The following is a 12745-nucleotide window of genomic DNA, read 5'->3' on the forward strand; positions in this document are numbered from 1 at the left end:
CGGGAGGAATCGGTTGGATCGAACCTACGAAGCGGTCGGGGAGGTGGTGTCGGGCGCTTGCGCCGCCTCTACAAAGGCGTCCGCGATCTTCTGTGCGGTCTGTTCAATCTGCCAGGGACGCGCACCGAGCGCGGCGAGGGCGTCGCCGATCTCCGCCGCAGTGGTGCCGGGGGAGTCCCAGCACACGCGGCGCAGGTAGTCGGGCGTGAGGAGATTCTCGGTGGGCATGCCCAGCTCCTCCGCCACCGCCTCGACCGCGGGGCGTGCGGCCTTCAACCGTGCGTCCGCCTCGGGGTTCCGATCGGACCAGGCGCGCGGCGGGGGAAGGGTGTCGCTGGGGACGCGCTCGCGCGGCAGCTGCTCGGCCGCGCGACCGTCGACGATGGCCTGCCACCAGCGGTCGAGCTGGGTGCGGCTCGCGCGACCCTGGAACTCCTTGATGCCGGCCAGCGCCTGCTTCGACGCGGGGTTGGCGAGCACGGCCGCCACGAGCGAGCGGTCGGGGACGAGCCGGCCGGGGGAGATGTCCTGCTGCTGCGCGTACATCTCCCGCGCCTCCCACAGGGCGCGGGCGACGGCGAGGTTACGGGCGCCGCGCACCTGGTGCAACCCGCTGAGGCGCCGCCACGGATCTTCGCGCGGGGCCTTGGGCGTGCGCGCCAGCGTGGCCGCGAACTCCTGGGCGGCGAAGTCGGTCTTGCCCTGCTCCTCGAGCTCGGCGACCAGGGCGTCGCGCACGTCCACCAGGTGCAGCACGTCGAGCGCGGCGTACTCGAGCCAGGCGGCGGGGAGCGGACGGGTCGACCAGTCAGCCGCCGAGTGCTCCTTCTTCAGCGTGATGCCCAGTGTGTCCTCCACCACCGCCGCGAGCCCGACGCGGTCGTGACCGAGCAGCCGCGCCGCCAGCTCCGTGTCGAAGATCGTGCGCGGCTCGAGGTGCAGCTCCCGCAGCGACGGCAGGTCCTGACTCGCGGCGTGCAGCACCCACTCCACATCGCCGATCGCGGTCTGCAGTGCGCCCATGTCACCGATCGCCGGAGGATCGAACAGGAAGACGCCGCTGTCGCGACGGAACACCTGCACCAGGTAGGCCCGCTGCGAGTAGCGGAAACCGGACGCCCGCTCGACGTCGACCGCCACGGGGCCTGAGCCCGCCACGAGCGCCGCGCACGCCGCCAGGAACTCCTCGGTGTCGGAGATCACGGAGTATTCAGTCACGTACAGCCTTTCGCGCGCCGATCACGGCGATGCCCTCGGAGCCCGGCGGAAGTCCCGCCAGCATGCCGACCAGCTCGGCCCACGCTTCGACGTGCGGTCGGAAGGGGCCATCCGGTGTCCAGGACGCCCGCAATTCTATCTGTGCCCCGTCGCCCTCGTCGGCCAGGCCGCCGAAACCCTTGGACAGCGTCTTGGTCGAGGTGCCCGACGGCGCGCGATAGACCGCGCCGCGCGAGTCGAGCGCGTCCACCAGCCACGACCACGTCACGTCGGCCAGCAGCGGGTCGGTGCCGATCTCCGTCTCCAGCGGCGCCTGCGCGAAGATCACGATGCGCCAGGCGCCGCCCCAGGCATCCGGCTCGTCGGGATCGTGGAGCAGGATGAACCGGCCGGTGCCGTACACGGAGTCGCCGTCCTCGCCGGGCCGCACATCGGCGGAGAGCGCGATCGCGAACGGGGCGAGGCCCTGCGGCGTCGGGATCTCGCGCACCGTGATGTCATCGCGGAACGCGGTCTCACGCAGTTCGGCGACGGCGCTGTCGAAGGGCGTCCCGGCCTCGGGATGTGCGGTCACGGCAACAGGCTAGAGTCGGAAGGCGATGAAGAGTCTCAGGCACGCCGCCCAGTTCATTGTCCCCGCACTCCTCGCGCTGGGAGCCGCCGCCGGATTCCTGGTGCTCGCCGTCGCGCGACGCGTGGTCACCCCGATGCGCAAGGTGCCAGACACGGAGATCCTCGCGATCGACACCGGTGCGCAGACCATCGAGCTCGGTCGCACTCTCGACACCGAGCTGCCGGGGCGCTACGGGCTCTTCACCACGGGGACCTACGGCTACGTGAAGCTGGGGGCCGTGCTGAGCGCGGACAGCACGACGGTGCGTCGCAAGCTGCTCACCAAGATCGAGCCGGGCGCCAGCGTCGACCGCGGCGCCTCCTTCAGCGGTTCCTACTACACCTCTCCCAGCGAGCTGCACCTGCGGTGGGAGAACGTGCTGATCGGCTCGCCCGCCGGGCCGTGCCCCGCCTGGTTCTTCCCGGCGTCGTCCTCCACCTGGGTGATCCAGGTGCACGGCCGCGGCACGACCAGGTCGGAGTGCCTCCGCGCGGTGCCCGTGCTGCACGCCGCCGGGCTGCCGAACCTCGTGGTGTCGTACCGCAACGACGGCGAGGCACCGCGCACGCGGGCCGGCGCCTACGCCCTCGGGGCGTCCGAGTGGCGCGACGTCGACGCCGCCATCGCCTACGCGCTGCGCCACGGCGCCGAGCGTGTCGTGCTGATGGGCTGGTCCATGGGCGGCGCGGTGTCGCTGCAGGCCTCCGTGAGCTCGGGCAACCGGCACCGGATCGCCGGCGTCATCCTCGAGTCCCCGGTGGTCGACTGGCGCACGGTGCTGCGCTTCCAGGCGAAGCTCCTCCGCGTCCGGCCCCCGCTGCCCGACCTGGCGATGAGCGCCCTGCAACTGCCGCTCACGGCGCGGTTGAGCGGCGCCGACGAGCCGATCCTGTTCGACCGGCTCGACATGGTCGCGCGCGCCGACGAGCTCGCCGCACCGATCCTGATCCTGCACAGCGACGACGACGGCTTCGTGCCCGTCGACGCGTCACGGGCGTTGCAGGAGGCGCGACCCGATCTGGTCACCATGCCGCGGTTCACCGTCGCCCGCCACACGAAGCTGTGGAACTACGACGAGCGGGGCTGGGCCACCGCGATCACGTCGTGGCTGGCGGACCAGGGTCTCAGCGCTTCTGCCTGACCTGGTTCTTGGCGCGCATGAGCATTCCCGTCATCCCGCCGATGCGCAGCGGCGACACCGCTCTCGTGAGCCCGATCGACTGCGGGTAGTCCTCGGGGATCGCCAGCACCTGGTCGGACGTGAGGCCCGTGATGCCCTGCACGAGGATGCTCGCGAAGCCGCGCGTGGTCGGCGCCTCCTCCGGTGCGGTCGCGTGCATCGTCACGATGTCGTCGTTCACCTCGACGTAGATGTACACGGGCGACTGGCACTCGGCGACGCGCTCGCACATCTCGGGGTGGTTCGCGACCTCCTCAGACACCGGAGGCAGCTCGTCGGCGAACTCGAGGAGGAGCAGGAGGCGGTCGGCCTCGGGAGTCTCCAGGAACCCGTCGCGGATCTCGGCGAGGGTGTCGGGCAGGTCGGTGGCGCTCATCCCCGCCATTGTCCCACGGTCAGACCGTGCCGGGCTCGGCTCCCGTGACGATCGGAACGCGCACCGCGCTGCCCCACTCGGTCCAGGATCCGTCGTAGTTGCGCACGTTCTCGAAGCCGAGGAGGTGCTTCAGCACGAACCACGTGTGGCTCGACCGCTCGCCGATCCGGCAGTAGGCCACCACGTCGTCGCCGTCCTTCAGCCCGGCGCCGTCGCGGTAGATCGCGTCGAGCTCTGCACGGCTCTTGAAGCCGCCGTCCTCCGCGACCGCCTTGGCCCACGGCACGCTCTGGGCGGTCGGGATGTGGCCGGCGCGCAGCGTGCCCTCCTCCGGGTAGGCGGGGGCGGTGGTCCGCTCGCCGCTGTACTCCTCGGGGGAGCGGACGTCGATGAGCGGGTTGCCGAGGTGGGCGAGGACGTCCTCCTTGTAGGCGCGGATCACGGAGTCGTCGCGCTCCACCACCGGGTACTCGGTGGTCGGGCGCTCGGTGACCTCGCGGGTCAGCTCGCGACCCTCCGCGATCCAGCGGTCACGGCCTCCGTCGAGCAGTCGCACGTCCTCGTGCCCGAAGAGCGAGAACACCCACAGCGCGTACGCCGCCCACCAGTTGTTCTTGTCGCCGTAGATCACGACCGTGTCGTCGCGGGCGATGCCCTTGCGGCTCAGCAGCGCCGCGAAGCCCTCGCCGTCGACGTAGTCCCTGACCACGGGGTCGTTCAGCTCCGTGTGCCAGTCGACCTTCACGGCACCGGGGATGTGGCCGGTCTCGTAGAGCAGCACATCCTCGTCCGACTCCACCACGACGAGCCCGGGAGTGCCGAGCCGCTCTGCCAGCCACTGCGTCGTCACGAGCCGTCCGGGCTCGGCATACTCGGCGAACTTGGAGGAGGAGGAGTCGAACTCGATGGCCATGGGGTCTCCGTAGCGGGTGAGCGGGCGAGCGGTCGGGCAAGACGGCGTAGTGTTGATCCGTCTCTTCCGACGATAGATGCTCCCCGTGCCCCCGGCACCGGATCCGTAAGACTTCGACACAGGCCGCCGCCTGATTCAGGACCGTGATGACCGACCCGACCACCCGCACCGGCACCGTGCACCTCACCGACCGCACGCCCACCGTCACCGGGCCCGAGATGCTCGCGAGCCTGGTGCCGCCGCCCCAGTTCGACGAGGCCACGTTCGACAGCTACCGCGCCGACCCCGCGTATCCCTCGCAGGAGGAGGCGAAGCAGACGCTGCTGCGCTTCTCGGGCCGCGGCGCCCCGGTCAAGCGCGGGGGACTGTTCAGCAGGGCGAAGAAGGAGCCGGAGCTCAAGCCGGGCGTCTACCTCGACGGTGGCTTCGGCGTCGGCAAGACGCACCTGCTCGCGTCGATCTACCACGCGATGCCCGCCCGCCGGAAGTACTTCGGGTCGTTCATCGAGTACACGGCGCTCGTCGGGGCCCTCGGCTACAAGAACACGGTCGACCTGCTCAAGGGCGCCGATCTGCTGTGCATCGACGAGTTCGAGCTCGACGACCCGGGCGACACCATGGTCATGACGCGGCTGCTGGGCGAGCTGGTGCCCACCGGGACCAAGCTCGCCGCGACGTCGAACACGCCGCCGAACGCGCTGGGGGAGGGGCGCTTCGCCGCGCAGGACTTCCTGCGCGAGATCCACGCGATGTCCGACAGCTTCCAGACGCTGCGCATCGACGGCGTGGACTTCCGTCAGCGGGCGATCGACGGCCACGCGGTCGTCCGGGATGATGCGGCCTACGCGGCAGCGATCGACGGGGCCGAGGGGCCCGCGTCCGACGACGCGTTCGACGACCTGATCCGGCACCTCGCCCAGGTGCACCCCTCGCGGTACATCCGCCTCATCGACGGCCTCGCGCTGGTGGGCCTCCGCGGCGTGCGCCAGCTGACGGATCAGTCCGAGGCGCTGCGCTTCGTGGCGTTCGTCGACCGGGTGTACGACGCGCAGCTCCCCATCGTCGCGACCGGCCTGGGTCTGGACGCGGTGTTCTCCGACGAGATGCTCGCCGGCGGATATCGCAAGAAGTACCTGCGCGCCATCTCCCGCCTCAACGCCCTCACGCATTCTGCGCAAGCCCGAAGGGCCGCGTAACGCGATGTTCACACCGGAGCGCACGCTGTAACAGCGGGGAAACAAACCTCACGCATGGGCGAAACCGTGCGTGGTCACACTGAAGCTCTCAATTACTTCGGATGTGAGGTTTTCCTTATGGATGCTCCCGGCAACATCTCGTGGGCGATCACCGCGACGGCGCTCGTTCTGCTCATGACGCCCGGCGTCGCCTTCTTCTACGGCGGTCTCGTCAAGGCGAAGAGCGTCGTCAGCATGATGATGATGAGCTTCGGCTCCATCGGACTCGTCGCCGTGCTGTGGATTCTCTTCGGCTTCTCGATGAGCGCCGTCGACAGCCCGACCGCGTTCGCGGGCAACCCGTTCGCCGACTTCGGCCTGTCCAACCTGGCATCGGGCGAGGGATCGAACGTCGCGCTCCTGGGCGTCGCCTACGGTGCCACGTTCGCGATCATCACCGTCGCCCTGATCTCCGGCGCCATCGCCGACCGCGCCAAGTTCGGCAGCTGGCTGATCTTCGCTGGCGTGTTCGCCACGGTCGGCTACTTCCCGGTGGCGGCGTGGGTCTGGGGCGGCGGCTGGATCATGAACCTCGGCACGACGCTGTTCGGGGAGGACAGCGGCATCGGCGTGATCGACTACGCCGGTGGGACCGCGGTGCACATCAACGCCGGTGCGGCGGCTCTGGCGCTCGCGCTCGTGCTCGGCAAGCGGATCGGCTTCCAGAAGGGCATCCTCAAGCCGCACAACGTGCCGCTGACGCTGCTGGGCGCCGCGCTGCTGTGGTTCGGGTGGTTCGGCTTCAACGCCGGTGCCGAGTGGCTCGCGGAGGACATGGGCGGCGTCGGGCTCATCGGCCTGAACACGCTCGGTGCGACGGCGGCGGCGATCCTCGGCTGGATCCTGATCGAGCGCATCAAGGACGGCAAGGCGACCTCGGTCGGCGCCGCCTCGGGTGCCGTGGCGGGTCTGGTCGCGATCACCCCGGCCTGCGCCAACCTCACGCCCGGCTGGTCGCTGCTGCTGGGCGCGGTCGCCGGTGTGGTGTGCGCCCTGGCCGTCGAGCTGAAGTTCCGCCTGGGCTTCGACGACTCGCTCGACGTCGTGGGCATCCACCTCGTCGGCGGCCTCATCGGCACCGTGTACCTCGGCTTCTTCGCCACCGGCACCGGCCTGTTCGTGGGCGGCGACGCCCGTCAGCTCGCGGTCCAGGTGATCGCCGCGCTCGGTGTGCTGATCTACTCCTTCGTGGTGGCCTTCGTGATCGGCTTCGCGATCCAGAAGACGATCGGCTTCCGTATCACGAGCGAGGACGAGATCGCCGGCGTCGACCAGGTCGTCCACGGCGAGGAGGGCTACGCGCTCGCGGACGCGTGATCGCGGTTAGGGTGACCGTGTGGGCAAGACCAACGGCATCCTGACGACACTCGCGGAGATCCTGCTCAAGGCGGTGAACTCCGGTCGGGCGTCTCGGACCACCTCCGGTCCGAGGCGCCCGACCGCGCGTCTGCGCACACCTGAGGAGCAGGCCGCCCGCCACGGCTCACCGCGACAGGCGGACACGCTCGATGCCGGGCGGACCGCCGGGACCGAGACGATCAGGATCGACCCCGCGCGGATCCGCGCGCTCCGCGTCGCCTACGCCCCGGCACGGGACGGGGCCCCCGACGCCGGCGAGGTCGTGTGGACGTGGGTGCCGTACGAGGAGGGGGACGGGCGGGGGAAGGACCGGCCGGTGCTCGTGATCGGGCGGCAGTCCGACGACCGTGTGTACGCCGTGCGGATGACCAGCCGTCCGCATGACGGCGACCGCGACTACCTCTCGATCGGCTCCGGCGCCTGGGACGCCCAGGGTCGCGAGTCGTGGGTGGACATCGAGCAGTTGTACAGCGTGCACGAGCGCGGGTTGCGGAGGGAGGCGGCTGCGCTCGACCGCCAGCGCTACGCCAGGGTCGCCTCGGCCCTGGCCGCCCGCTACGGGTGGGCGCGGGCCTGACGCGCGCGCACCGATCCGCGGCATCCAATCCGATCGGGCGATGGCTGCGAACCCTTGGTGAGTCGCGCACAGCGGCGCCACACAAGGAGGAATCATGCGTTTCATCCCCACCAAGGTCCACGGAATCCTCGACTACGTCGTCGGGATCGCCCTGATCGCCGCGCCCTGGCTGTTCGGCTTCGCGAGTGTCGGCGGTGCCGCCGTCGTCATCCCGATCGTCCTCGGCGTCGGGCTCATCGTCTACAGCCTGTTCACGAAGTACGAATGGGGTCCGTTCGGGCTCATCCCGATGCCCGTGCACCTGGTGTTCGACATCGTCGCGAGCCTGTTCCTGGCGCTCTCGCCGTGGCTGTTCGGTTTCGCCGACCAGCCCCTGAACGTCTGGCTTCCGCACGTGGTCGTGGGCGCGGCCGTGATCGTGGTCGTGCTGTTCTCGCAGCCGCAGCCGCAGACCACCCGGGGGCGCGCAGCGACCGCGTGACATCCCCGCGGAACGGCGGCGGGTGGTCAGCCAGACAGCGGCCGCCCGCCGTCTCCGTGCGCGCGGGACGCCGGTCAGCTCGCCGGCCGGTACCGGGTGACGACGGCGCCCGAGCGCAGCTCCCGGCGGTCCACGAGCTCGAGGCGCAGCTGCCCCGTGAGCCCGCCGAGCAGCGGGGGCCCGTGTCCGGCGACGACCGGGTGCACCAGGAACTCGTACTCGTCGATGAGGCCGTGCTGGGCGAGGGCGACGGGAAGAGTCACGCCGCCCACGGACAAGCGTGCGTGCTCGGTCTTGAGCCGTGCGACCTGCCGGACGAGGTCGCCGCGGAGCAGTTCGGCGTTCCAGTCGACCGCGTCGAGGCCGCTCGAGACCACGTACTTTCGGGCGCGGTCGATGGCCGTGGCGAACGGCACCTCCCACGGGCGCATCCACTCCGGCCACGTGCCGGAGGCGGGGCGGCGCCACGCGGACTCCATGAGCTCGTACGTCACCCGGCCGAACAGCATGGCGTCGGCCTCACGCACCTGCGCGGTCCAGTAGCGCATCGACTCCTCGTCGGGCGGCAGCCCGGCCTCGTGGTGGCACGAGCCGTCGAGCGTCACGTTGATCGAGTAGCGCAGCGTCCCCATGGCTTCTCCGTCCGCGGTCAGGCGTCTTCGTCGTCGTCCGCGGCGTGCTCGGCGACCTGCTCGGTGTCGACCTGCGCGGGCGGCAGATCCTGCAGGAACTCCCGGTCGGTGTTCGGGTCGCCGCTGCCGTCGCCCGCGAGGGGGTCCTGAGCGCTCAGGTCGTCGGCGGGGGTGTTCTCTCGTCCGGTCATGTCGGCTCCTCTCGTGCACGGGTCGCCGGTCGCGTCCCGCTGTCGGCATGCTCTCGCGATCGCCGCCCGGCGACCAGGCCCTGGTGCGGGAGCCGAGGCGGTGGTACGGGATCAGGCGCGGAGTGCCGTGCTCAGCCAGCGTGCGTAGAGCAGCCACGGCTCGCCCGCGTCGCGCAGCCCGGCGATGTGTGCGCGCACGCGAGGGGTGAGCGTGAACCACTCTCCGCCCTCGCGTTCCGCGGCGAACTCGCGGTGGCGCTGCTGCTCGAGGGCACGCCCGCCCTGCTCGAAGGCCAGCAGCTCGTGGTGCCGGATGCTCGCCAGGCGCTGCCGTGGCCGGCGGCTGGTGCCGATCTTGACCCGCTCGTCGAAGCGGAGGTAGTAGACGACGTCGATGCGGGGGAACGGGAGGTCGGGGTCAGGCGCATCACCGTAGCGCCATCCGCAGGCCGCGCAATGCAGGGCCCCGTCGATGCGGACTCCCGTGGGGTGACCGCAGAGGCCGCACGGGGAGGGGAGGGGACCGGGGGTGGGCACAGCGGCATCCTACGGAGGGTGGCCGACACGCGGTCCACGGTCGCCCTCGCGCGCACCGACCGAGAACGAACGCTCCTGCCATCACCGAGCGTTCATGTCAAGCACGGCGCCCGGCGCGGCCGGAGTTGCCACACTCGCGATATGGCCTTCATCGGATTCCACGCGTCACACGAGCAGATCCCCCCGAGCGCGCTTCTCGACGCCGTCGTCGCCGCGGAAGCCGCAGGGTTCGACGGCGCGATGTGCTCCGACCATCTCGCGCCGTGGCTGCCGGAGCAGGGCGAGTCGGGATTCGCACTGAGCTGGATCGCGGCGGCGCTGGCACGCACGAGCTTCTCGATCGGGATGGTGAACGCGCCGGGACAGCGGTATCACCCGGTGGTGATGGCGCAGGCGTTCGCGACGCTGGAGGAGATGTTCCCCTGGCGGTTCTGGGCGGCGCTGGGCAGCGGGGAGGCGATGAACGAGCACGTCACGGGCGACCCGTGGCCGAGCAAGGAGGTCCGCAACCGGCGGCTGCGGGAGAGCGTCGACGTGATCCGCCGGCTGCTGGACGGCGAGGAGGTCACGCACGACGGGCTCGTGCGCGTCCATCGGGCGCGGGTGTGGAGCCGTCCCACGCAGCCGCCGCCCCTGCTTGCAACCGCGGTGAGCGCGGAGACGGCGCGGTGGGCGGCATCGTGGGCTCAGGGCCTGGCGACCGTGGCGCAGGAGCCCGCCGCGCTCGCCCGCGTGGTGGACGCGTACCGGTCGGCGGGCGGAGAGGGGCCGTGCATCCTGCAGGTGCACGTCAGCTGGGCCGATACCGACGCCGAGGCGCTCGACCTCGCCCGCACGCAGTGGCGACAGGGCGTGCTGACGCCGCCGCTCGCGTGGAACATCGAGCAGCCGGAGGACTTCGACGCCGCGGTGGGCGCGGTCGACGAGAAGGCGCTGCGGTCGGCGGTACTGGTCGAGCACGATCCCGTGGCGCTCGCGGAGCGGGTCGCCGCACTCGCCCGGATCGGCTTCGACCGCGTGTACCTCCACCACGTCGGACAGGAGCAGTCCGGCTTTCTGGCAGTCGCGGCCGATGCGGTGCTGCCCCGGATGAAGGAGCTGCTGTGAAGATCACCGACACGAGCGACCTCTGGTGGAAGACCGCCGTCGTCTACTGCCTCGACGTGGAGACGTTCCTCGACACGAGCGGCGACGGCGTGGGCGACCTCCGGGGCCTCGCGCAGCGCATCGACTACCTCGCGCAGTTGGGGGTGACGTGCCTGTGGCTCATGCCGTTCTATCCCACCCCCGACCGCGACGACGGCTACGACGTGAGCGACTTCTACGGCGTCGATCCGCGCCTGGGCACCCACGGCGACCTCGTGGAGGTGATCCGCACGGCGCGCGACCGCGGCATGCGCGTGATCGTCGACCTGGTCATCAACCACACCTCCGATCGGCATCCGTGGTTCCGCGCCGCGATCCGCAGTGTGGACTCGCCGTACCGCGACTACTACGTGTGGCGAGACGACGCACCGCCGAAGGGCCAGAAGAACGCGGTGTTTCCCGGACAGGCCGACGGGATCTGGACGAAGGACGAGAAGTCGGGGCAGTGGTACCAGCACAGCTTCTACGAGCATCAGCCGGATCTGAACGTGGCCAATCCCCGCGTGCGGGACGAGATCGCGAAGGTGATCGGCTTCTGGTTGCAGCTCGGCATCTCCGGGTTCCGGGTCGACGCGGTGCCCTTCTTCCTGGAGATCCCGGCCGGAGCCGACATCCCCGACCCGCACGAACTCCTGCGGGATATGCGCCGCTTCCTCCAGCGGCGTTCGAGCGAGGCGATCCTCCTCGGCGAGGTGAACCTGCCCTACGACCAGCAGGTCGAGTACTTCGGCGGCACGGACGGCGACGAGCTCACGATGCAGTTCGACTTCGTGGCGATGCAGGCGCTGTACCTGTCGTTGGCGCGGCGCGATCCGGCGCCGCTCATCGAGGCGCTCTCCTCGCGGCCGGCGTTGGGTCCCGAGGTGCAGTGGGCGAACTTCCTGCGCAACCACGACGAGCTCACGCTCGACAAGCTCAGCGACGCCGAGCGCCAGGAGGTGTTCGAGGCGTTCGCCCCGGACGAGCGACAGCGGGTGTTCGGGCGTGGCATCACCCGCCGTCTGCCCCCGATGCTCGAGGGCGATCCCCGCCGGATCCGCATGGCGTACAGCCTGCTGTTCACGCTCCCCGGGACCCCCGTGCTGTTCTACGGGGAGGAGATCGGGATGGGGGAGAACATCGACATCGCCGGGCGGGAGTCCGTGCGCACCCCCATGCAGTGGTCGGCGGACCGGAACGGCGGGTTCTCGGACGCCGCCCCGTCCCGACTGGTGTCGAAGCCACCCGCAGACGGCTACGCGCCCGAGCACGTGAACGTCGCCGCGCAGCTGGAGGACCGCGGTTCGCTGCTGCACTTCCTCCGCGAGCTCACCTCGCGGTACCGGGTGTCTCCGGAGCTGGGCTGGGGGGAGTTCGCCGTGGTCGAGCAGCCGGTGGATGCGCTCCTGGTGCACTCGCTGCGGGCCGACGTCGGCCGGATGATCGCGGTTCACAACTTCGCCGAGCGTCCAGCCACGACGCGGTTCCGCCTCACGGATGAGCCCGCGGGGACGGCGCTCGTCGACCTGTTGGAGGCGGAGCGCATCACCCTCGACGACGATGGAGCCGTGGAGCTCGAGGTGCCGGCTTACGGCTACCGCTGGCTGCGCGTATCGCGACCGGGAGACGGACGAATCCTCTGAGGGGCAGTGAGCCTGCGAAGGAGAATGTGGTGGGCGATACCGGACTCGAACCGATGACCTCTTCCGTGTGAAGGAAGCGCGCTACCAACTGCGCCAATCGCCCATACCCGCGGGGTACGTCAACCGATACTACCGGACGCTCGGAGCCTCCGATGACCACTCCGCGAGACACGCGCGAGATTCGGTCCGGGTTTGGCAGGCGGGGATTCATCGGCTAATGTTTCATGAGTGCCCGGGACAACCGGGAACGAAATGCGGATGTAGCGCAGTTGGTAGCGCACAACCTTGCCAAGGTTGGGGTCGCGAGTTCGAGTCTCGTCATCCGCTCGAGTGCAGTAGGTCTTTTCGAAGATCGGCAGCACGTGGGGTCAATCCACACGGTGGCGTGGCCGAGCGGCTAGGCACCGGCCTGCAAAGCCGTTTACACGGGTTCGAATCCCGTCGCCACCTCACCTGAAACTGAATAGCCCCAACGGGCGCGATTGGCGCAGCGGTAGCGCGCTTCCCTGACACGGAAGAGGTCACTGGTTCGATCCCAGTATCGCGCACCACCAAAAACCCCCGGGATCCCCGGGGGTTTTTCGCGTCGAGAGGACAGTCGCGACCGTCAGCCGCGGCGGAACACCTTGCGCACGAGTGACACCGTCATGACGACGGCGACCACC

Annotated in this window: 14 protein-coding genes and 4 tRNA genes; 10 read left to right on the top strand and 8 right to left on the bottom strand. The window is 70.2% G+C overall.

Going from position 1 to position 12745, the window contains the following annotated elements; all coding sequences use genetic code 11:
* Window positions 1–24: 24 nt before the first annotated feature.
* Both DW297_RS13025 and DW297_RS13030 read right to left on the bottom strand, forming a co-directional pair.
* Window positions 25–1218, bottom strand: coding sequence for a ribonuclease D (locus DW297_RS13025; protein ID WP_136033058.1), 1194 nt, complete (start codon window positions 1216–1218; stop codon window positions 25–27).
* Window positions 1211–1792 carry a DUF3000 domain-containing protein gene (locus tag DW297_RS13030; RefSeq protein WP_136033060.1) on the bottom strand — a complete coding sequence of 194 codons (582 nt, stop codon included), beginning with the start codon at window positions 1790–1792 and terminating at the stop codon, window positions 1211–1213. Before DW297_RS13030 ends, DW297_RS13025 begins: the two co-directional genes overlap by 8 nt.
* A gap of 25 nt (window positions 1793–1817) precedes the next feature.
* Here DW297_RS13030 and DW297_RS13035 point away from each other — a divergent pair, with 25 nt between their 5' ends.
* Window positions 1818–2972, top strand: coding sequence for an alpha/beta hydrolase family protein (locus DW297_RS13035; protein WP_136033062.1), 1155 nt, complete (start codon window positions 1818–1820; stop codon window positions 2970–2972).
* On the opposite strand, the gene DW297_RS13040 is transcribed toward DW297_RS13035, so the two are convergent.
* Window positions 2956–3387 (bottom strand): SufE family protein, encoded by a 432-nt coding sequence (locus tag DW297_RS13040; protein WP_136033064.1) that lies wholly within the window; start codon window positions 3385–3387, stop codon window positions 2956–2958. The two genes, DW297_RS13035 and DW297_RS13040, sit on opposite strands and share 17 nt — an antisense overlap.
* Before the next feature lie 19 nt (window positions 3388–3406).
* Window positions 3407–4300: a sulfurtransferase gene (locus DW297_RS13045; RefSeq protein WP_136033066.1), complete on the bottom strand. Its 894-nt coding sequence runs from the start codon at window positions 4298–4300 to the stop codon at window positions 3407–3409.
* Window positions 4301–4446: 146 nt separating this feature from the next.
* On the opposite strand from DW297_RS13045, the gene zapE reads away from it, so the two are divergent.
* The 4 genes from zapE (at window position 4447) to DW297_RS13065 (ending at window position 7952) form a co-directional block, all read left to right on the top strand.
* Window positions 4447–5496, top strand: a complete 1050-nt coding sequence (gene zapE / locus DW297_RS13050; RefSeq protein ID WP_136033069.1) for a cell division protein ZapE — start codon at window positions 4447–4449, stop codon at window positions 5494–5496.
* Between the two features lie 117 nt (window positions 5497–5613).
* Window positions 5614–6852: an ammonium transporter gene (locus DW297_RS13055; protein ID WP_136033071.1), complete on the top strand. Its 1239-nt coding sequence runs from the start codon at window positions 5614–5616 to the stop codon at window positions 6850–6852.
* 19 nt (window positions 6853–6871) lie between these two features.
* The gene (locus DW297_RS13060; RefSeq protein ID WP_136033073.1) at window positions 6872–7471 is read left to right on the top strand and encodes a type II toxin-antitoxin system PemK/MazF family toxin; all 600 of its coding nucleotides are present in this window, start codon (window positions 6872–6874) and stop codon (window positions 7469–7471) included.
* 94 nt (window positions 7472–7565) lie between these two features.
* Window positions 7566–7952: an SPW repeat domain-containing protein gene (locus DW297_RS13065; protein WP_136033075.1), complete on the top strand. Its 387-nt coding sequence runs from the start codon at window positions 7566–7568 to the stop codon at window positions 7950–7952.
* 74 nt (window positions 7953–8026) lie between these two features.
* Here the strand turns inward: DW297_RS13065 and DW297_RS13070 are convergent, their stop codons facing one another.
* The 3 genes from DW297_RS13070 to DW297_RS13075 all read right to left on the bottom strand — a co-directional run bounded on the left by DW297_RS13070 (window position 8027) and on the right by DW297_RS13075 (window position 9312).
* Window positions 8027–8584 carry a dihydrofolate reductase family protein gene (locus tag DW297_RS13070; RefSeq protein WP_136033077.1) on the bottom strand — a complete coding sequence of 186 codons (558 nt, stop codon included), beginning with the start codon at window positions 8582–8584 and terminating at the stop codon, window positions 8027–8029.
* A gap of 17 nt (window positions 8585–8601) precedes the next feature.
* Complete coding sequence (locus tag DW297_RS18960; protein ID WP_168387310.1) at window positions 8602–8775, bottom strand: hypothetical protein; 174 nt, start codon at window positions 8773–8775, stop codon at window positions 8602–8604.
* Window positions 8776–8886: 111 nt separating this feature from the next.
* Window positions 8887–9312 carry a GIY-YIG nuclease family protein gene (locus tag DW297_RS13075; protein ID WP_136033078.1) on the bottom strand — a complete coding sequence of 142 codons (426 nt, stop codon included), beginning with the start codon at window positions 9310–9312 and terminating at the stop codon, window positions 8887–8889.
* Between the two features lie 141 nt (window positions 9313–9453).
* Here DW297_RS13075 and DW297_RS13080 point away from each other — a divergent pair, with 141 nt between their 5' ends.
* On the top strand, window positions 9454–10419 hold the full coding sequence (locus DW297_RS13080; RefSeq protein ID WP_136033080.1) for a TIGR03885 family FMN-dependent LLM class oxidoreductase: 966 nt from the start codon (window positions 9454–9456) through the stop codon (window positions 10417–10419).
* Entirely contained in the window at window positions 10416–12080 is a 1665-nt protein-coding gene (locus DW297_RS13085) for an alpha-amylase family protein (protein ID WP_136033082.1), read from the top strand. Before DW297_RS13080 ends, DW297_RS13085 begins: the two co-directional genes overlap by 4 nt.
* A 27-nt stretch (window positions 12081–12107) precedes the next feature.
* Here DW297_RS13085 and DW297_RS13090 read toward each other — a convergent pair.
* A tRNA-Val gene (locus DW297_RS13090) sits at window positions 12108–12183 on the bottom strand.
* A gap of 151 nt (window positions 12184–12334) precedes the next feature.
* Here DW297_RS13090 and DW297_RS13095 point away from each other — a divergent pair.
* From DW297_RS13095 to DW297_RS13105, 3 genes are all read left to right on the top strand, one after another.
* Window positions 12335–12407, top strand: a tRNA-Gly gene (locus DW297_RS13095).
* A 52-nt stretch (window positions 12408–12459) separates the two neighbouring features.
* Window positions 12460–12530, top strand: a tRNA-Cys gene (locus DW297_RS13100).
* Window positions 12531–12556: 26 nt separating this feature from the next.
* Window positions 12557–12631: transfer RNA gene (locus tag DW297_RS13105), tRNA-Val, on the top strand.
* Window positions 12632–12745: the final 114 nt, after the last annotated feature.

This window comes from Microbacterium sp. PF5 (assembly GCF_004794315.1).
GTDB lineage: Bacteria > Actinomycetota > Actinomycetes > Actinomycetales > Microbacteriaceae > Microbacterium > Microbacterium sufflavum.

Bases quoted from the DNA above. Each gene is read 5' to 3' on its own strand.
- DW297_RS13035 (WP_136033062.1), top strand. From the start codon at position 1,818: ATGAAGAGTCTCAGGCACGCCGCCCAGTTCATTGTCCCCGCACTCCTC.
- DW297_RS13040 (WP_136033064.1), bottom strand. From the start codon at position 3,387: ATGAGCGCCACCGACCTGCCCGACACCCTCGCCGAGATCCGCGACGGG.
- DW297_RS13045 (WP_136033066.1), bottom strand. From the start codon at position 4,300: ATGGCCATCGAGTTCGACTCCTCCTCCTCCAAGTTCGCCGAGTATGCC.
- zapE (WP_136033069.1), top strand. From the start codon at position 4,447: ATGACCGACCCGACCACCCGCACCGGCACCGTGCACCTCACCGACCGC.
- DW297_RS13055 (WP_136033071.1), top strand. From the start codon at position 5,614: ATGGATGCTCCCGGCAACATCTCGTGGGCGATCACCGCGACGGCGCTC.
- DW297_RS13065 (WP_136033075.1), top strand. From the start codon at position 7,566: ATGCGTTTCATCCCCACCAAGGTCCACGGAATCCTCGACTACGTCGTC.
- DW297_RS13070 (WP_136033077.1), bottom strand. From the start codon at position 8,584: ATGGGGACGCTGCGCTACTCGATCAACGTGACGCTCGACGGCTCGTGC.
- DW297_RS18960 (WP_168387310.1), bottom strand. From the start codon at position 8,775: ATGACCGGACGAGAGAACACCCCCGCCGACGACCTGAGCGCTCAGGAC.
- DW297_RS13080 (WP_136033080.1), top strand. From the start codon at position 9,454: ATGGCCTTCATCGGATTCCACGCGTCACACGAGCAGATCCCCCCGAGC.